The 17,318-nt window shown below is 71.2% G+C and carries 17 protein-coding genes; 9 read left to right on the top strand and 8 right to left on the bottom strand.

The features are described from left to right. Positions 1-12 precede the first annotated feature (12 nt). Together AB0L71_RS14650 and AB0L71_RS14645 are read left to right on the top strand one after the other, a co-directional pair. Complete coding sequence (locus AB0L71_RS14650; protein ID WP_365242352.1) at positions 13-273, top strand: hypothetical protein; 261 nt, start codon at positions 13-15, stop codon at positions 271-273. Then, entirely contained in the window at positions 270-689 is a 420-nt protein-coding gene (locus AB0L71_RS14645; RefSeq protein ID WP_365242350.1) for an ATP-binding protein, read from the top strand. Before AB0L71_RS14650 ends, AB0L71_RS14645 begins: the two co-directional genes overlap by 4 nt. 103 nt (positions 690-792) lie before the next feature. Here AB0L71_RS14645 and AB0L71_RS14640 read toward each other — a convergent pair whose 3' ends face one another. The 3 genes from AB0L71_RS14640 to AB0L71_RS14630 all read right to left on the bottom strand — a co-directional run bounded on the left by AB0L71_RS14640 (position 793) and on the right by AB0L71_RS14630 (position 4,760). After that, the gene (locus AB0L71_RS14640) at positions 793-1,200 is read right to left on the bottom strand and encodes a hypothetical protein (protein WP_365242348.1); all 408 of its coding nucleotides are present in this window, start codon (positions 1,198-1,200) and stop codon (positions 793-795) included. Between the two features lie 5 nt (positions 1,201-1,205). After that, positions 1,206-1,409, bottom strand: a complete 204-nt coding sequence (locus AB0L71_RS14635) for a hypothetical protein (RefSeq protein ID WP_365242347.1) — start codon at positions 1,407-1,409, stop codon at positions 1,206-1,208. Between the two features lie 63 nt (positions 1,410-1,472). Then, positions 1,473-4,760 carry a S41 family peptidase gene (locus AB0L71_RS14630; RefSeq protein ID WP_365242345.1) on the bottom strand — a complete coding sequence of 1,096 codons (3,288 nt, stop codon included), beginning with the start codon at positions 4,758-4,760 and terminating at the stop codon, positions 1,473-1,475. Between the two features lie 212 nt (positions 4,761-4,972). Here AB0L71_RS14630 and AB0L71_RS14625 point away from each other — a divergent pair, with 212 nt between their 5' ends. Then, positions 4,973-5,545 (top strand): TetR/AcrR family transcriptional regulator, encoded by a 573-nt coding sequence (locus AB0L71_RS14625; protein ID WP_365242343.1) that lies wholly within the window; start codon positions 4,973-4,975, stop codon positions 5,543-5,545. 131 nt (positions 5,546-5,676) lie between these two features. Continuing rightward, complete coding sequence (locus tag AB0L71_RS14620; RefSeq protein ID WP_365242341.1) at positions 5,677-7,920, top strand: MMPL family transporter; 2,244 nt, start codon at positions 5,677-5,679, stop codon at positions 7,918-7,920. 202 nt (positions 7,921-8,122) lie between these two features. On the opposite strand, the gene AB0L71_RS14615 is transcribed toward AB0L71_RS14620, so the two are convergent. Continuing rightward, a complete protein-coding gene (locus AB0L71_RS14615) occupies positions 8,123-8,488 on the bottom strand; it encodes an SsgA family sporulation/cell division regulator (protein WP_365242340.1) in 366 nt (121 codons plus the stop codon). Positions 8,489-8,661: 173 nt separating this feature from the next. On the opposite strand from AB0L71_RS14615, the gene AB0L71_RS14610 reads away from it, so the two are divergent. Genes AB0L71_RS14610 through AB0L71_RS14590 form a run of 5 tightly spaced genes read left to right on the top strand, consistent with a single transcriptional unit; the run spans position 8,662 to position 13,313 of the window. Further along, positions 8,662-9,756: an energy-coupling factor ABC transporter permease gene (locus AB0L71_RS14610; protein WP_365242338.1), complete on the top strand. Its 1,095-nt coding sequence runs from the start codon at positions 8,662-8,664 to the stop codon at positions 9,754-9,756. Position 9,757: 1 nt separating this feature from the next. Continuing rightward, positions 9,758-10,519, top strand: coding sequence for a cobalt ECF transporter T component CbiQ (cbiQ, locus tag AB0L71_RS14605; protein WP_365242336.1), 762 nt, complete (start codon positions 9,758-9,760; stop codon positions 10,517-10,519). After that, entirely contained in the window at positions 10,516-11,286 is a 771-nt protein-coding gene (locus AB0L71_RS14600; RefSeq protein WP_365242334.1) for an ABC transporter ATP-binding protein, read from the top strand. The genes cbiQ and AB0L71_RS14600 overlap by 4 nt, the downstream gene beginning before the upstream one ends. Before the next feature lie 42 nt (positions 11,287-11,328). After that, complete coding sequence (locus AB0L71_RS14595) at positions 11,329-12,516, top strand: serine hydrolase domain-containing protein (RefSeq protein ID WP_365242332.1); 1,188 nt, start codon at positions 11,329-11,331, stop codon at positions 12,514-12,516. Next, positions 12,513-13,313, top strand: a complete 801-nt coding sequence (locus tag AB0L71_RS14590; protein ID WP_365242331.1) for an SDR family NAD(P)-dependent oxidoreductase — start codon at positions 12,513-12,515, stop codon at positions 13,311-13,313. Before AB0L71_RS14595 ends, AB0L71_RS14590 begins: the two co-directional genes overlap by 4 nt. Positions 13,314-13,511: 198 nt before the next feature. On the opposite strand, the gene AB0L71_RS14585 is transcribed toward AB0L71_RS14590, so the two are convergent. The 4 genes from AB0L71_RS14585 to AB0L71_RS14570 all read right to left on the bottom strand — a co-directional run bounded on the left by AB0L71_RS14585 (position 13,512) and on the right by AB0L71_RS14570 (position 17,029). Then, on the bottom strand, positions 13,512-14,363 hold the full coding sequence (locus AB0L71_RS14585) for a DMT family transporter (RefSeq protein ID WP_365242329.1): 852 nt from the start codon (positions 14,361-14,363) through the stop codon (positions 13,512-13,514). Then, on the bottom strand, positions 14,360-14,857 hold the full coding sequence (locus tag AB0L71_RS14580; RefSeq protein ID WP_365242327.1) for a YbaK/EbsC family protein: 498 nt from the start codon (positions 14,855-14,857) through the stop codon (positions 14,360-14,362). Before AB0L71_RS14580 ends, AB0L71_RS14585 begins: the two co-directional genes overlap by 4 nt. Positions 14,858-14,938: 81 nt before the next feature. Next, complete coding sequence (locus AB0L71_RS14575) at positions 14,939-16,570, bottom strand: penicillin-binding transpeptidase domain-containing protein (protein WP_365242326.1); 1,632 nt, start codon at positions 16,568-16,570, stop codon at positions 14,939-14,941. Positions 16,571-16,822: 252 nt separating this feature from the next. Continuing rightward, positions 16,823-17,029 carry a hypothetical protein gene (locus tag AB0L71_RS14570; protein ID WP_365242324.1) on the bottom strand — a complete coding sequence of 69 codons (207 nt, stop codon included), beginning with the start codon at positions 17,027-17,029 and terminating at the stop codon, positions 16,823-16,825. Between the last annotated feature and the right edge of the window lie 289 nt (positions 17,030-17,318).

Raw genomic sequence — 17,318 nt, 5'->3', positions numbered from 1 at the left:
GGACGGCTCATCATGGACGGAACGCTGAACGAAACGGCGGGCGACACCCACGCCGCACCCCCACCCGGCACACCCCCGCACGACATCCGCGCGGACATCGGCACCCTCCGCGCCGCTCTCGCCGCGCACGGCATCACCCTGCCCTCGCTCGGCGTCGATCCGCTGACCCTCGCCGGGCGGACGGCCGGGCCGCCCCTGGTCGCGCTCGGCAACTGCAATGTGGCGACCGCGCGTCGGCTGGCCGAGGTGCTGCATGCGGCGGCCGGTGGATGACCCCGCTGCCGTTCGCGGTGAACCTGCTCGCCGTGCCGAAGGCCGTCCCTGAGCTGCGGCACATGCTGCGGGAGCGGTTCGGGGGCGGCGATACGTCCGATCTTCTGCTCTGCGTCAGTGAGTTACTGACCAATGTCATCGTGCATCTCGGTGAGGGGACGCCGGTGACGCTGCGGGTCAGCGGTACGTGCTCCGGCCGCATCCGCGTCGAGCTGAGCGATCCCGAGCCGCGCGCCTGGCCGGCCCTGCGGACTGCGACCGCTGGCGACGAGTCGGGGCGGGGGCTGTTGCTGGTGGACGCGCTGGCGTTGCGGTGGGGCGTGGAGCCGGGGCCGTACGGGAAGACGGTCTGGTGCGAGCTGCGGGCGCCCGCCCTGTTCCGGACCAAGGAACTGATCACGGGGTGGTCGCCTTGAGTAGGGAAGGCCGCGTCCTTGGGGGGAGTCGCCTGCGCAACCGGGCCCGGTCCTGCGCCGAAGCCGGCACCGTCGACTTCACCAGGAAGCGATAGTCAGACGCCTATGACCCAGAAGCCCCGGCCACGATCTGGCGTGCGTACTCGTTCTCCGGGTCGATCTCTTGAATGGCTTGCTGAGCCTCCTGCACGCGATTCGTCCCGCACAACAGGTGAACGAGAACGTACAGGGCGCCACGGTCACCGTCTTCGGCTCGGTTACGCAGCGCTGCTTCCATGCCCCGCTCGCCAAGCAACCTGTTGAGTCTCCGATGGGCGTGGACATCCGTCAGAGCGCGTTCCGTGAGCTCCGGGATCCGTTCCGCGCGGGCCAGCAGATCCATGTGCCACAGGTGGTTGTCGTGCAGGCAGGGATCGTCGGCAAAGCACTCGGCGTGGGCGCTCACCAGTGCGATCGCCACGTCCCAGTCCTGTCCCTGTTCCGCCACCCTGGCCTGCTCGAACCAGTCCACGGGGCTCAAACCGCCTGCTCAGGCCGTCGGCCCGTGCGCAGCCGCCGCACGTCCCGCACGAGTGTGCACAAGGCGCCGAGGAAGAGGATGGCTTCTGCTCCGAGCCAGAGGGCCGATGTCTCGGAGTACTCGTGAATGCCGACGACGAGCAGGACCAAGGCGGCGAGGACGCCGGAGGCCGAGATCAGTGCGCTGATGCGGGGAGTCACACGAACATCATCAACGACGACCTCGGCCCACGGGAGTGATTCGAACGAATCGGCCTGGTCCGGCTACCGCGGCGGCAGGGGTGGCCGCCGGCGGTCCGGGACCGAGTCGTATGTCGGCGGGGTGGCCGCCGGGGTCGCCTCCAGCAGGTCCAGGGCCATGCGTACCGCGTCGTCCAGGACCGCGTACCGGCCCTCGGCCCAGTCGAGCGGGGTGCGCAGGGCCTCCAGGTCCGGTTCGACGCCGTAGTTCTCCACCGACCAGCCGTAGGTGTCGAACCAGGCCGCGTTCATCGGCACCGTGATCACCGTTCCGTCGCCCAGCCGGTGCCGGCCGGTCATGCCGACCACACCGCCCCAGGTCCGCTGGCCCACCACGGGGCCCAGCTTCAGCAGGCGGAACACAGCGGTGATCATGTCGCCGTCGGAGGACGTCGCCTCGTCGGCCAGGGCCACCACCGGACCGCGCGGGGCGTTGGAGGCGTAACTGACCGGCTGGGCGTTGCGGGTGAGGTCCCAGCCGAGGATCGTGCGGGTGAGCTTCTCGACGACCAGCTCGCTGATGTGGCCGCCCGCGTTGCCGCGTACGTCGACGATCAGGGCGGGACGGGAGACCTCCAGGCGCAGATCCCGGTTGAACTGCGCCCAGCCCGAGCCGCCCATGTCGGGGATGTGCAGGTAGCCGCACTTGCCGCCGCTCAACTCCCTCACGACCTCACGGCGTTTGGCCACCCAGTCCTGGTAGCGCAGCGGTCGTTCGTCGACGAGGGGGACGATGGCGACGCGACGCGAGCGGCCGTCGCCGTCCGCGGGACGGAACGTCAGCTCGACCGTGGTGCCCCCCGCAGCGGCCAGCAGCTGGTAGGGGCCCGCCACCGGGTCGACCGGGCGGCCGTCGACGTGGGTGAGGACCGCGCCCGCCCGGATGCCGGTACCGGCCAGCGGGGAGCGGGCCTTGGAGTCGGAGGAGTCGCCGGGCAGGATGCGTTCGATCGTCCAGTCGCCTTCCCGGCACACGAAGTTCACGCCGAGCAGTCCGATCGCCCGCTGGTAGTGCGGCGGGCCCTCGTTGCGGCGGGCCGGTGCCACATAGGCGTGGGAGGTGCCGAGTTCGCCGAGGACCTCGCGCATCAGGTCGGCGAACTCGTCGGGGGATGCGACCCGTTCGACCAGGGGGCGGTACTGGTCGAGCACCCCGTCCCAGTCGATGCCGCACATGTTGGGCTCCCAGAAGTAGGAGCGGATGATGCGGCCGGCCTCTCCGTACGCCTGGCGCCACTCCGCGGCCGGGTCGACGTCGTGCAGGATGCGGCGCAGGTCGATGTAGACGGTCGAGTCGCTGTCGCCGGGCTCGTTGGCGGGGACGGCGCGCAGTTCGCCCTCGTCCATGACGACCAGCCGGGTCGCGTCGCCGCTGACCGCGAACCAGTCGAGATGGCCGACGAGTTCGGTCTTCCTGGCCTTGGAGATGTTGAAGTGTTCGAGGGTGGGGCGGCCCGACATGTCCGCCGGGTTGGCGAAGGTCTCGCCGAGCGCGCCCGAGATCGGCCAGCGCAGCCAGACGAGGCCGCCGCCGCTCACCGGACGCAGGGCCGAGTACTTCGACGCGGAGACCGGGAACGGCGTGACGCGGTTCTCCAGGCCCTCGAACTCGACGGTGACCGTGGACGGCCCCTCGCCGGTGACGGCGCCGACGACGTCGCCGGTCGGGTCGAGACCGCCCGCGGCCGGGCGCCCCTCGGGGGTCAGGGCGAACGGGGAGGGTGTGGCCGAGGAGAGCGGTACCAGGTAGGGGCGGCAGCCCAGCGGGAAGGAGAGGTCCCCGGTGTGGACGTCGTACACGGGGTCGAAGCCGCGCCAGGAGAGGAAGGCGAGATAGCGTCCGTCGCCGGTGAAGACGGGATTCTCGTCCTCGAAGCGGCCGTTGGTGACGTCGACGATCACGGGGGAGCCGGTCCCCAGGATGCGGGCCAGTTTGATCTGCCGCAGCGAACGGCCGACCCCGGGGTGGGACCAGGTCAGCCAGGCGCCGTCGGGTGAGAACGCCATGTCGCGGACCGGTCCGTTCACGGACCGGATCAGTTCGGTGGGTTCGCCGGTGGACTCCTCGGCCGTGTCCAGGAGCAGCAGTCGTCCGTCGTTGGTGGCGATGGCCAGCCGTTCGCCGTCCGGGTCGGAGATCAGTTCGTGGACCCGTCCTATCAGTCCGGAGGCCAGCCGCCGGGGCTCGCGGTCGCCGCTGGCGCGCGGCAGGGAGGCGATCTCGATCGCGTCCTCGCCGTCCGCGTCGGTGACGTAGGCGACCTCGCCGCCGCTGCCGAGCATCTCGGGCAGCCGGACCCGGACCCCGGGGGTGTCGGCGATCGTCCGGGCCGGTCCGTCGCGGTGGGTGAGCCAGTACAGGCTGCCGCGTACGGAGACGGCGCTGGCCCGGCCCGTCTCGTCCACGGACAGTGCGTCGACGTTGTTGGCGGCCGGCACCTGGTACGTACGCCGTCCGGCGCGCGGCCCGCCGAGCCGTACCTCCAGCTTCCGGGGCCGGGCGTCCGGTGAGGTCAGGTCGTCCACCAGCCAGAGGTCGCCGGCGCACTGGTACACGACCCGGGTGCCGTCGGTGGAGGCGTGCCGGGCGTAGAAGGCGTCGTGGTCCGTGTGGCGGCGCAGATCGGTGCCGTCGGGCAGGCAGGAGTACAGGTTGCCGACGCCCTCGTGGTCGGAGAGGAACGCGATCCGGCCACCGACGAACATGGGGGAGTCGAGGTGTCCGCCGATGTCGGGGAGCAGGCGCTCGCCGTGCAGCCACAGCCGCCCCATCGCGCCGCCCCGGTACCGCTTCCAGGAGGCCGGTTCGTGCGGCGGTGTGCCGGTCAGCAGCAGGGTCCGGCGTTGGCCGTCGATGGTGCCGACGGCGATGTCCGAGACGGGTCCCCAGGGCAGCTTGCCGCCGGGGCTGCCGTCCGTCGGGACCGCGTAGGCCCAGGAGGTGTGCGAGAAAGGCTGCCTGTGCGAGGACACGGCGAGGATGTGGGCGGTGTCCTCCGGGTCGGGGGTCCAGCCGCGGACCCGGGCGTCCATCGACCCCCAGTAGGTGAGCCGGCGGGCCGGGCCTCCGGAGACCGGTACGAGATGGATCTCGGGGTCGAGGGTGCGCCAGGTCGTGTAGGCGATACGGCTTCCGTCGGGGGAGAACCGTGGGTGGCTGACCCTGGTCCGGTCGACGGTCAGCCGCCACGCCCGACCGGGCCGCTGCCCCTCGGCGGCGAGGGGTGCGACCCAGAGGTCGTCCTCGGCCGCGAAGCAGAGCAGATCCTCATGGAGGTGCGGGAAACGGAGATACGCGACGTCGTCACTCACGTTCCCATGCTTTCCGCGCGAGAGGGTCCCGGCAACTTGTGGTGCGGAACACTGCGAAACGATTTCGTTTCGCTCGGGGGGTGGGGTAACGTCGAACTGTACGAAACGGTTTCGTTCGTGTGGTGGTTGATCGACCGCGGTTCGATCAACCGCGGTCCGGTCGACTACGGTTCGTTGATCACGGACTGAAGCAGAGAGAGGAGAGTGGCCCCATGGCCCGCACCCGGCTCACACCCGAGCGCGAGAGCGAGCTGTTCGCCGCCGTTCTCGACCTGCTCCGCGAGGTCGGTTACGACGCCCTGACCATGGACGCCGTCGCCGCCCGCACCCGTTCCAGCAAGGCCACCCTCTACCGCCAGTGGGGGAGCAAGCCCAAGCTGGTCGTCACGGCCCTGCGGCACAACAAGCCGGTGTCTCTCGCGGATGTCGACACGGGATCGCTGCGTGGTGACTTCCACGCCGTGGTGAACCGTTCCGACGACTGCCAGATGGAGAAGGACTCCGCGCTGATGCGGGGCCTGAGCCATGCCGTCCACGACAATCCCGATCTGCTCCAGGCCCTGCGTGACCTGCTGGTCGAGCCGGAAATGACCGGCCTCGAAACCATGCTGCGCCGAGCCGTGGACCGGGGTGAACTGCGTCCGGACCACCCGGCGCTGAGATATGTACCGCACATGCTGATAGGCGCCCTCGCCGCTCGGCAATTCGTCGACGGCCGCCCCGTCGACCGGGCGTTCCTGCTCGACTACGTCGACTCCGTGATCCTCCCCGCTCTCGGAGTCTGACCTCGGTCCCCTTCGTGCGGATGTCCCCTTCGCACGGCCTCTCCCCATGCTCCACCTGACACGCCGCTCTCGTCGTCGGGCTGGTTCCACACGCCCATTTCCCCTCACGACCTGACCGGGAGTACGCCCCCGTGGCCACTTTCCTCTACAAGCTCGGAAGGCTCACCTTCCGGCGTCGCCGCTATGTCGCCCTGATCTGGGTGGCTCTGCTGGCGCTCGCCGGATTCGGTGCGGCCTCCGCGTCCACCGCCACCTCCAGCTCCTTCTCGATCCCGGGTACGGAGGCGCAGAAGGCCTTCGACCTGCTGGAACAGCGCTTCCCCGGAGCCAGCGCGGACGGTGCGACCGCCCGGGTCGTCTTCAAGGCCCCCGACGGCGAGAAGATGACCGACCCGGCGAACAAGGCCGAGGTCAAGAAGATCGCCGGCGAGCTGAAGTCCGGCTCGGACCAGGTCGCCTCGGTCACCGACCCGTACACCGGCAACGCCGTCAGCAAGGACGGCTCCACCGCGTATGTCTCGGTGTCCTACAAGGTCACCTCGATGGAGCTGACCGACGAGACCCGGGACGCCCTGGAGGACACGGGCCACGCGGCGCAGAAGAGCGGGATGACCGTGGAGATCGGCGGTGACGCGCTCCAGGCGGTGCCGGAGACCGGGGCCACCGAGGTCATCGGTGTCGCGATCGCCGCGGTGGTGCTGGTCATCACCTTCGGCTCGCTGGTCGCCGCAGGGCTGCCGCTGCTCACCGCCCTGATCGGGGTCGGCATCGGGGTCGCGACGATCACCGCACTGGCGAACGTGCTCGACCTGGGCTCCACCACCTCCGTCCTCGCGATGATGATCGGCCTCGCGGTCGGCATCGACTACGCGCTGTTCATCGTCTCCCGCTACCGCGCCGAGCTGGCCGAGGGCCGGGAGCGCGAGGAAGCGGCCGGACGGGCCGTCGGCACGGCCGGTTCCGCGGTCGTCTTCGCCGGTCTCACCGTCATCATCGCGCTGGTCGGCCTCGCCGTCGTGAACATCCCGATGCTGTCGAAGATGGGCTTCGCCGCGGCCGGCACGGTCGCGATCGCGGTCCTCATCGCGCTCACCATGGTCCCGGCGATGCTGGGCTTCGCGGGCAAGCGGGTCATGGGACGCAAGGCGCGCAAGGCCGCCGAGGCGGCGGAACGGCCCGACGCGAAGCCGAACATGGGCACCCGCTGGGCGCGGTTCGTGCTGCGCAAGCCGGTGTGGGTGCTGCTGGTCGGAGTCCTCGGCCTCGGCGCGATCGCGGTCCCGGCCACGTCCCTGGAGATGGGCCTGCCGGACGACGGCTCCCAGCCCACCAGCACCACCCAGCGCCGCGCCTACGACCTGCTCTCCGACGGATTCGGTCCCGGTTTCAACGGGCCGCTGATGGTCGTCGTCGACACCGCGAAGAGCTCCGACGGCAAGACCGCCGTCCAGCAGGTCTCCGACGAGATCTCGGGCATTCCGGGCGTCGTCGCCGTCACCCCGGCCCAGTTCAACAAGGCCGGCGACACCGCGATGATCACCGTCATCCCGAAGGACCGGCCGAGCTCCACCGAGACCGAGAACGTGGTCCACACGATCCGTGACACCGGCAAGGACATCACGTCCAGCACCGGCGCCGAGGTCCTGGTCACCGGCTCCACGGCGATGAACATCGACTTCTCGCAGAAGATGAACGACGCGCTGCTGCCGTATCTGGCGCTCGTCGTCGGCCTGGCCTTCCTGCTGCTGATGCTGGTCTTCCGGTCGATCCTGGTGCCGCTGAAGGCGGCCCTCGGCTTCCTGCTCTCGGTCGTCGCGGCCCTGGGCGCGGTGGTCGCGGTCTTCCAGTGGGGCTGGCTCGGCTCGCTCTTCGGTGTGGAACAGACCGGCCCGATCATGTCGATGATGCCGATCTTCATGGTGGGTGTGGTCTTCGGCCTCGCGATGGACTACGAGGTCTTCCTCGTGACCCGGATGCGTGAGGCGTACGTACACGGCGAGGAGCCCCGTCAGGCGATCGTCACCGGCTTCCGGCACGGCGCCCGGGTCGTCGTGGCCGCGGCCGTGATCATGATGGCGGTCTTCTCCGGCTTCATCGGCTCCAGCGAGCAGATGGTCAAGATGATCGGCTTCGGGCTCGCCATCGCCGTCTTCTTCGACGCGTTCGTGGTCCGGATGGCGATCGTGCCCGCGGTCCTCGCGCTGCTCGGCAAGCGCGCCTGGTGGCTGCCGCGCTGGCTGGACCGGGTCCTGCCGAACGTGGACGTCGAGGGCGAGGGGCTGCGCAAGCAGCTCGGCGAGACGTCCGAGGAGGACGCCGACGGCGCCGGACGCGGCGGTGACGGTGACGGCGGGCGCAAGCTCGTCGGCGTCTGAGCCGGTTCCGGGCGGGGCGGGAGCCCCGTGTCCGGACCATGGAACTCCGGGGCCGCGTCTGAGCGGAACGCGGCCCCGGATGTGCCGGTCACCTGTGGGGACGGGGACCGGGTGCGGAAGCCCCCGTGCGAGCGGCGCGGGGGCTTCCGGCATGTCTGTACGGGGCTCTACGGGGCTGTGCGGGGCTGTCTGTCCGTGCGTGTCAGGCGTGCAGATGTGCCTCGGGTGCGGCACCGGCGGCGTTCTCGTCGTGTGTGCGGTGCAGGAAACGGATCACCGGCGCGTTGTCCAGCTGCACGACCTCCACGCCGTCCTTCGAGTGGAGCTCCACGACCAGTTGGGTCCGCCCGCACGGCCACACCCGGACGTCGTCGCATTCGGCGGGGGAGCGCAGCCCGCGTTCCAGCAGGTCGCGGTCGAAGGCCCAGTCGGTACCGCCGGGGAAGGAGACATGGACGGTCTGGGCGTCGTCGTCGGAGTCGTACAGCAGGTCCACCGGCACCGCCGGCAGATCAGGGGTGTCATTGACGAGCCAGGCCTCGGCCTGCTCATGGATCACGGGGGGCATGGGCAGACTCCTCCTGTATTTCCTCATTCGTTATCTAATGTCCCATATTGTCCGACATGGGCACGTCGAGAGAATAGTTGTGCCGTCCCCGCTCTTGCGAACAGTTCGCAACAAGGCTCTATCATCGAACGGTTCACCACGCCGTCCGCAGGAGCGCAGGAAGCGGAGCCCCCATGCATGTACCCGACGGATTCATCGACGCACCCGTCTCAGCCGTCGCCGGTGTCGTCGCCGCCGGTGCCGTAGCCGTCAGCCTGCGCGGCGCCCGCCGGGAACTGGGGGGCGCCTCCGGTGCGAGCGGGGCCGGGACCGGGGCGGAACGCACCGCGCCGCTCGCCGGACTCGTCGCCGCGTTCATCTTCGCCGTACAGATGCTGAACTTCCCGGTCGCGGCGGGCACCAGCGGGCATCTGCTGGGCGGGGCGCTCGCCGCGATCCTGGTCGGACCCTGGACCGGCGTGCTCTGCATCTCCGTCGTCCTGCTCATGCAGGGCGTCCTCTTCGCCGACGGCGGCCTCAGCGCGCTCGGCGTGAACGTGGTCGTCATGGGCGTCACGACCACCGTCGTCGCCTACGCGCTCTTCCGCCTGCTCCTCGGCGTGCTGCCACGCACCCGCCGCTCGCTGACGGCCGCGTCCTTCGTCGCCGCCCTGGTCTCCGTACCGGCCGCTGCCTGCGTCTTCACGCTGATCTACTGGATCGGCGGCACCACCGACATCCCGATCGGCAAGGTCTTCACCGCCATGGTCGGAGTCCACGTCCTCATCGGGATCGGCGAGGCGGTGATCACCGCGCTGACCGTCGGTGCCGTCGTCGCCGTACGCCCCGACCTGGTCCACGGCGCCCGCGGGCTCACCACCCCGCTCAAGCTCCGGGTCGACGGCGAACTCGTCGACGCCCCGACCCGGCAGCCCGTCGCCCCGGTCGCCGCCCGCTCCTCCCGCAGGATCTGGATCACCGGCCTGGTCACCGCCCTCGTCCTGGCGGGCTTCGTCTCCTTCTACGCCTCCGCCAGCCCCGACGGCCTGGAGAAGGTCGCAGCCGACCAGGGCATCGACCGGAAGACCGAGGAGCACGCGGCCAAGGACTCCCCACTCGCCGACTACGGCGTCAAGGACGTGTCCAACGCCCGCATCTCCGGCGGCCTCGCCGGGGCGATCGGAGTGGGCGCCACGGTCGTGGTCGGCACCGGGGTCTTCTACCTGGTCCGCCGGCGCCGCACCCCGGACGCGCCCGCGGCCGGCCCGCACGTCCGGGAACCGGTCTGACATGGGCGCCGGACACGTTCACCGGCTCTACCGGCCCGGGCACTCGCCCGTCCACGCCCTGCCACCGCACTGCAAGATCGCCGCCGCCCTCGGCTTCGTCGTGGTCGTCGTCTCCACACCACGCGAGGCGGTCTGGGCGTTCGCGCTCTACGCGGTGCTGATCGGGGCCGTCGCCGCACTGGCCCGCATCCCCGCGCTCCTGCTGCTCAAGCGGCTGCTCATCGAGGTGCCGTTCGTCGCGTTCGCGCTGCTCATGCCGTTCGTGGTGCCCGGCGAGCAGACCCACGTCCTCGGCCTCTCCGTCAGCGTCCCCGGACTCTGGGGCGCCTGGAACGTCCTGGCCAAGGGCACCCTCGGCGTCGCCGCCTCCGTACTCCTGGCCTCCACCACCGAACTGCGCGCACTCCTGCTCGGCCTGCAACGGCTCAAGCTGCCGCCGATGCTCGTACAGATCGCCTCCTTCATGATCCGGTACGGCGATGTGATCACCGACGAGATGCGCCGTATGTCCATCGCCCGCCGCTCCCGGGGCTTCGAGGCGCGCGGCGTACGGCACTGGGGCGTCCTGGCCAAAACGGCGGGCGCGCTCTTCATCCGCTCCTACGAGCGCGGCGAACGCGTCCATCTCGCGATGGTCAGCCGCGGCTACGCCGGATCCATGCCGGTCATCGACGAGGTGACCGCCTCCCGGACCCAGTGGGCCCACGCCTCGGCACTCCCCGTACTCGCCCTCGTCATCTGTCTGCTGGGATGGACCCTATGAGCACACCCCCCGCCCCCGGACCGTCCCTGGAGGTCAGCGGCCTCGCCTACGCCTACCCCGACGGCCATCAGGCGCTCTTCGGGGTGAACCTGACGGTCGCCCGAGGCGAACGCGTCGCCCTGCTCGGCCCCAACGGGGCCGGCAAGACCACCCTTGTCCTCCACCTCAACGGCATCCTCGACGCCGGAGCCGGCACCGTCCGGGTCGCCGGTCTCCCGGTCGAGAAGCGCAACCTCGCCGAGATCCGCCGCCGCGTCGGCATCGTCTTCCAGGACCCCGACGACCAGCTCTTCATGCCCACCGTCCGCGAGGACGTCGCCTTCGGCCCCGCCGCCTCCGGGCTGCGCGGCGCCGCACTGGAGGAACGCGTCGTCGAGGCCCTGCGACAGGTCGGCATGGAGGAGTACGCCGACCGGCCGCCGCACCACCTCTCCTTCGGCCAGCGCCGCCGCGTCGCCGTCGCCACCGTCCTCGCGATGCGACCGGAGATCCTCGTCCTGGACGAGCCGTCCTCCAACCTGGACCCGGCCTCGCGGCGCGAACTCGCCGACATCCTGCGGTCCCTGGACGTCACCGTGCTCATGGTCACCCACGACCTGCCCTACGCCCTGGAGCTCTGCCCGCGCGCGGTCGTGCTGAGCGACGGCGTCATCGCCGCCGACGACCGCACCCAGGACCTGCTCTGCGACGAGGAGCTGATGCGCTCCCACCGCCTGGAGCTGCCCTTCGGCTTCGACCCGCGTTCGGTGACGCTGCCCACGGGGTGACCCGCCCCGCGTCCGGTCCGCGCCGGGATGCACCATGGGGGGATGAGCGGGAGCGCAGAAGCAGATGTCGACATACGGGGCACGGTGGCAGCCGGATTCGAACCGGTCCGGGACGCCTTCGTCCGTAACTTCGAGCAGCGCGGCGAACGCGGCGCGGCCGTCACGGTCTACCGGGACGGCCACAAGGTCGTCGACCTGTGGGCCGGTACGAGAGACGTCGACGGCGTCGAACCGTGGGCCGTCGACACCGTGCAGATCGTCCGCTCGGCGGGCAAGGGCATCGCAGCCGCCGTCCCGCTGATGCTGCACCAGCGCGGCCAGGTCGACCTCGACGCCCCGGTCGGCACCTACTGGCCCGAGTTCAAGGCGGCCGGCAAGGAACGCGTCCTCGTCCGCCACCTCCTCTCCCACCGGGCCGGCGTCCCCGCCCTCGACCGTCCGCTGACCCCCTCCGAGGCGGCCGACGGGATCTCCGGGCCCGATGCCGTCGCGGCCCAGTGCCCCCAGTGGGAGCCCGGCACCGGCCACGGCTACCACGCCCAGACGTACAGCTGGCTCATCGGCGAACTGGTACGACGGGTCACCGGCCGCACCGTCGGCCGCTGGGTCGCCGAGGAGATCGCCCGCCCGCTCGGCCTGGACTTCTGGTTCGGCCTCCCGGCCGACGAGGCACACCGGGTGGGCCGGATAGGCCCCGTCGATCTCCCGGCCGGCCCGGCGAACGGCGGCACCCTGCGGATGCGCGCCAAGCGGTCCGTCACCGAGGCCTACCGCGACCCGGAGTCCCTCACCCGCCGCGCCTTCGGGGCCATCACGCCCCAGCCCGACGAGAACGACCCCGCCTACCGGGCGGCCGAACTGCCCGCCTCCAACGGCATCGCCACCGCCCGCGCACTGGCCCGCTGCTACGCCGCCATGATCGGCCCGGTCGACGGCCAGCGCCTGTTCGCCCCGGCCACACTCACCCTTGCCCGCACCGAGGAGTCCGCCGGCCCGGACCGGGTCCTGGTCGTCAACACCCGCTTCGGCCTCGGCTACATGCTGCACGGACCGGCGGCCCCGCTCCTGGCCCCCGGCTCGTTCGGCCACCCCGGCCGGGGCGGCTCGCTCGGCTTCGCCGACCCCGAATCCGGCATCGCCCTGGGCTATGTGACGAACGGTCTGCAGAAGGGAGTCACCGCCGACCCTCGCGCCCAGGCCCTGATCAGGGCAGTACGGTCGGCCCTATGACTCCTCCCTACTCCGCCGGTTCACGGTTCGACGGACACGGCGTACTCATCACCGGAGCGGGCCGCGGCATCGGCGCGGCCACAGCTCGCCGACTGGCCTCGGAGGGCGCCCGCGTCCTGGTCACCGACCTGGACGGCGACCGCGCCGCACGCACCGCGGCGGAGATACGCGAGACGGGCGCGACAGCCGCATCGCTCCCCTGCGACGTGGGCGACCGGGCGGCGGTCGAGGCCGCGGTCGCCCACGCCGTCGCCGCCTTCGGCTCCCTCGACGTGCTGGTGAACAACGCCTACGCGGCCTCGGACGACGCCTCGCTCTTCGAGGACGAGCCCGACGCCACCTGGCAGCGCGACCTGGACATCACGCTCACCGGCCCCTACCGCTGCGCCCGCGCCGCGCTGCCGCACCTGGTGGCCTCCGGCCGGGGCGCGATCGTCAACATCGGCTCGGTCAACGGCGAGCAGGACTTCGGCGGTCACGCCTACAGCGCGGCCAAGGCCGGCCTGGCCAGCCTGACCCGTACCCTCGCGGGCCACGCCGGACCGCGCGGGGTCCGCGTCAACATGGTCGTCCCCGGCACGATCCGCACCGACGCCTGGGCGGGCCGTGACGCCGAACTGTCCCGGGTGAGCGGCCTCTACCCGCTCGGCCGGGTCGGCGAACCGGACGACATCGCCTCCGCCGTCGCCTTCCTCGCCTCGCGCGACGCGTCCTGGATCACCGGGACCATGCTGCGGGTGGACGGCGGGCTGACCGCGGTGAACTACGGCTTCCAGCAGGCGATTTCGGGCGAGTAGCGGGGGCGGTTGCGGCGGTGCTGGGCTGTTGCCCAGGGCAGTGGCCCGGCATCGCGACACGTCGTGGCCGGAAGCGGTCCGCGTGAGGCGTCGGCCCGACGCTCCCGGCGTTCACGCCGCGTGCGGCATCGGCGCGCGCCCGCTCCGTGAACGGCGGCGGGGCCCGTGTGTGACCCCGGCCCGCGCGCACCGCGCCGCTCAGGCCGCGTGCAGTATCAGGCCGATGCCCACGACCATCAGCCCCGCCGCCGCGATACGCGGCGTGCCGAACCGTTCCTTGAAGAACACCGCGCCTATGGCCGCGCCCACGATGATCGAGGACTCACGGAGTGCCGCGACCGGGGCCAGTGCCGCGCGGGTCTGCGCCCACAGGACCAGGCCGTACGCCGCCACCGAAAGCGCCGCACCCAGCAGCCCGCGTACGAGGAACGGCCGTATCTGCGAGGCGAGTTCGCCCCTGCGTTGGTACAGGGCGTAGGCCGGGACGGCCGCCCCCTGCAGGATCAGCAACCAGGCGACGTAACCGAGCGAGGTACCCGAGGCGCGCACCCCGACCCCGTCCACGGTGGTGTACCCGGCGATCGCCAGGCCGGTCGCGAGGGCGGCCATCAGGGCGGGCCAGTCCGGGCGGGTGCCGGAGCCCCGGATGCCCCACAGGGCGAGCCCGACGAGTCCGGCCGAGGCCACCGCGACGCCCGCCGTGGCCCAGCCGTCGGGGCGTTCACCGACGAAGACCGCGGCCAGGACCGTCACCACCAGCGGCGCCGTGCCCCGGGCGATCGGGTACATCTGGCCGAAGTCGCCCAGCGTGAACGAACGCATCAGCAGCATCATGTACGCCACATGAAGCGCGGCCGAGGTCAGCAGATACGGCCAGGCCCCGGCGGCCGGCAACGGGGCGAAGCAGGCGATGACCGCGCTGAACAGCAGCCCGCCCCCGGAGATCAGGGTGAAGGAGAGCAGCTGGTCCTTGAGGGCGTGCGCGATCGCGTTCCAACTGGCGTGCGTGACCGCGGCGATCAGGACGGCGAGGGCGACCAGCGGCGTCACTTCGACTGCTCGCGCACATCCACCACGGTTGCGCCGGCGTGCCCGATCAGCGTCTTGGGGTCGAGGGGGAAGACCGTGTGCGGGGTGCCCGCCGCCGCCCACACCACATCGTGGTCCAGCAGCCCGCGGTCCGCCAGCACCCGGGTCCTGGTGCGGTGCCCGAAGGGCGGTACGCCCCCGATGGCGTACCCGGTCGTCTCCCGGACCAGGTCGGCCCCGGCCCGCTTGACCTTCCCGACGCCCAACTCCGCGCGGACGAGCTCGACATCGACGCGTGAGGAGCCGTCCATCAGGACCAGGACCGGGACGCCGTCGGCCTCGAAGATCAGGGACTTGACGATCTCGCTGAGCTCGCAGCCGATCGCGGCGGCGGCCTCTGCGGCGGTACGGGTGGCCTCCGGGAACCGGCGGACCTCGACCTGGATGCCCAGCTCCCGCAGGGCTTCGGCGAATCGGGGGTGGGCTTCGGCAGCGGTGGTGTCGGGGGTACTCATGCCCGCACGCTAGCGAAAACGGCGCGGCGCGTGCGACGAGATTCCGGGCGCGCGGGCATGAGCGTCAACGGCACCGACGCGTCAGGACCCCGCGCGCAGCACCGCCGCCACCACCGGCCCCGCCGCGTCGCCGCCGTGCCCGCCGGACTGGACGACCGCTGCCGCGGCCAGGTCGTTGCTGAAGCCGGTGAACCAACTGTTGGACGTGGCCTGGCCGTCCACCTCCGCCGAGCCCGTCTTGGCCCCCTTGTCGCCACCGACCGATGCCATCGCGGCCTTGCCGGTGCCCCAACTGGCGGTCTGCCGCATCATGTTGGTGAGCTGCTGGGAGACGTTCGGGGACAACGACCTGGAGGCGGTGGCGATCGGCCGGCCGTCCAGGTCGGGGTCGACCAGGATCGGCTGGCGGAAGGTGCCGTTGCGTGCGGTGGCGGTGATGGAGGCCATGTTGAGCGCGTTCATCTGGACCGTGCCCTGACCGATGTACTGGGCGGCCGCCTCGCCCCCGGTGGCCTCGGGCACGCTGCCGTCGTAGGTCACCAAACCGGTCTGCCAGTTCAGGCCGATCCCGAAGACGTCGCGGGCCTCCTTGGCGAGCGCCGCGTCGTCCTTGGTGTCGTCGATCAGCTTGATGAAGGCGGTGTTGCAGGACCGGGCGAAGCTGGTCGTCAGTGTGCCGTCGGGGATGGAGAAGCCGTCCAGGTTCTTGAAGGTGCGGCCCATGTACATCGCGGTCGGCGGGCACTCGATCTTCTGGCCGGCCGAGGTGAGGCCCTTCTCGATCAGCATCGCCGCCGTCACGATCTTCATCGTCGAGCCGGGCGCCTGCTTGCCCTGCATCGCCGCGTTGAATCCGGTGGCCGGATTGTTCGCCACCGCGCGGATCGCGCCCGTGGAGGGCCTGACCGCGACCACCGAGGCCTGGCTGAACTTCTTCACGGCCGCCTCGGCCGCCGCCTGTGCGCCCGCGTCCAGCGTGGTGCGCAGCTTGCCCGGCGTGCCCTTGGCGAGGGTCAGCAGGGTCTTGTCCGGGCTGCCCGCGTCCGCGCTCTCGATCCAGGTCTCGATGCCCGCGGTCCCGCCGGCCTTCTCCCCGTACTTCTCGCGGAGCGCGTCCAGGATCGATCCCAAGGAGGGGTACTTCTCCTTGGTGAGAACCTCGCCGTTGTGGTCGACGGCCTCGATCGACGGCGTGGCCGCCCGGCCCGTCCGGAGCGACGCACCGGCCGTCAGTTCCGGGTGGATCAGGGCGGGGTCCCAGTCGACCAGCGGCCTGCCGGTGGTCAGGCCGCGCACCACGGTCAGCGCGGAGGAGTACGACCAGGGCGCGGACTTGCCCTCGAACGAGACGGTCGCCTTGACCGTGTACGGCACCTTCGTGCCGGTTGCCGCGCCCGGAGTGATCGCGGCCCGGGTGACATGGGCGTTCTCGCGGTACCCGCTCAGGAGCGGTTCGGCCTCGGTCGCGTTGTTGGTGAGCTGGGCGGCGACGGTCGCGTCACCGCTCGCCCAGGCCTTGAGGAACTTCTTCGACACCTCGGCGATCTCCGCCTCGGTGACCGGCCCCGTTTTCACCTCGGCGGACGTGGTCCTGTTGTCCGTGCCCCCGCCGCCGGTCAGGCCGTCCAGGACGTTGTACGCCCCGTAGCCCACCCCGCCGACGACGACCGCGAACACTCCGCCGACGATGGCCACCTTCGCTCCGCTGCGCATCCCTGCAGTCCCCTCCCCAGGAGCTCGCCCTGAACGTGTTCAGGGTGTTGCTGCTGTGGAGGCTATGTGAGGGCAGGGACAGGGAGGACCGTTGTTACCGGAATGCGATACGTGGGATGTGAACGCGTCGGCGCCTCACCCCACGCCTGGCCGCGAACGCTGGTGCGGGTCGGCACAGTCCCTGCGACTCTCCCGGCCACGCTCGCGCGGGAGCGCCCCGCAGCGCGTGGCTGCGGGGCGCCTTGTAGGGGTTTAGTCGACCGCCTGGCCGTCGTATGTACCGCCCATGCAGGGGTTGCCCGGCAAGTCGATGCGGGGCTCCCCGCCGCCCTCCCTGCACTGAGAAGGGCTGACGACGGATGGGGCACCCTGTGCGGTGGCGGTGGCGGCGCCTGTGAGACCGAGTCCGGCGAGGGCTGCCGTGGCGATGACGGCGGAGAGGATTCGTCGAATGCGCATGTGGTTCCCCTTTCACGGATTGCCTCGGTGGGGGGTACTAGCCAGCTTGATCATCGCCCACGTGGGCGGCACGTCATGTTGCCCCATTCAGGTGGCATGGCTGTCGGGAGCGGGGCCGCTGCCCCGGCCCGCCCAAGGCCTTCGCGGCCGGCTGGGAAGGCCGTACGGACGGCGGAGCGACGGCAGTCCTGGAGGTGGGGACGGTCTGCATGAAGCGACCCGTCGGACACGCTCCAGTAGCTAGTAGCGGGTTGCCGTGTGTGTCTGTGTGGGGTGTGGGGCCACACGG

Source organism: Streptomyces sp. NPDC052052, from assembly GCF_040680455.1.
Taxonomy (GTDB): Bacteria; Actinomycetota; Actinomycetes; order Streptomycetales; family Streptomycetaceae; genus Streptomyces.
Note: the sequence above shows the minus strand (reverse complement) of the source record. Positions and strands in the feature narration are given on the sequence as shown.

What these genes read in the sequence shown, in the direction of transcription:
- AB0L71_RS14570 (WP_365242324.1), bottom strand. Translation starts at nt 17,029, where the DNA reads ATGCGCATTCGACGAATCCTCTCCGCCGTCATCGCCACGGCAGCCCTC.
- cbiQ (WP_365242336.1), top strand. Translation starts at nt 9,758, where the DNA reads ATGGGCGCCGGACACGTTCACCGGCTCTACCGGCCCGGGCACTCGCCC.
- AB0L71_RS14615 (WP_365242340.1), bottom strand. Translation starts at nt 8,488, where the DNA reads ATGCCCCCCGTGATCCATGAGCAGGCCGAGGCCTGGCTCGTCAATGAC.
- AB0L71_RS14575 (WP_365242326.1), bottom strand. Translation starts at nt 16,570, where the DNA reads ATGCGCAGCGGAGCGAAGGTGGCCATCGTCGGCGGAGTGTTCGCGGTC.
- AB0L71_RS14645 (WP_365242350.1), top strand. Translation starts at nt 270, where the DNA reads ATGACCCCGCTGCCGTTCGCGGTGAACCTGCTCGCCGTGCCGAAGGCC.
- AB0L71_RS14625 (WP_365242343.1), top strand. Translation starts at nt 4,973, where the DNA reads ATGGCCCGCACCCGGCTCACACCCGAGCGCGAGAGCGAGCTGTTCGCC.
- AB0L71_RS14600 (WP_365242334.1), top strand. Translation starts at nt 10,516, where the DNA reads ATGAGCACACCCCCCGCCCCCGGACCGTCCCTGGAGGTCAGCGGCCTC.
- AB0L71_RS14610 (WP_365242338.1), top strand. Translation starts at nt 8,662, where the DNA reads ATGCATGTACCCGACGGATTCATCGACGCACCCGTCTCAGCCGTCGCC.
- AB0L71_RS14650 (WP_365242352.1), top strand. Translation starts at nt 13, where the DNA reads ATGGACGGAACGCTGAACGAAACGGCGGGCGACACCCACGCCGCACCC.
- AB0L71_RS14595 (WP_365242332.1), top strand. Translation starts at nt 11,329, where the DNA reads ATGAGCGGGAGCGCAGAAGCAGATGTCGACATACGGGGCACGGTGGCA.
- AB0L71_RS14590 (WP_365242331.1), top strand. Translation starts at nt 12,513, where the DNA reads ATGACTCCTCCCTACTCCGCCGGTTCACGGTTCGACGGACACGGCGTA.
- AB0L71_RS14580 (WP_365242327.1), bottom strand. Translation starts at nt 14,857, where the DNA reads ATGAGTACCCCCGACACCACCGCTGCCGAAGCCCACCCCCGATTCGCC.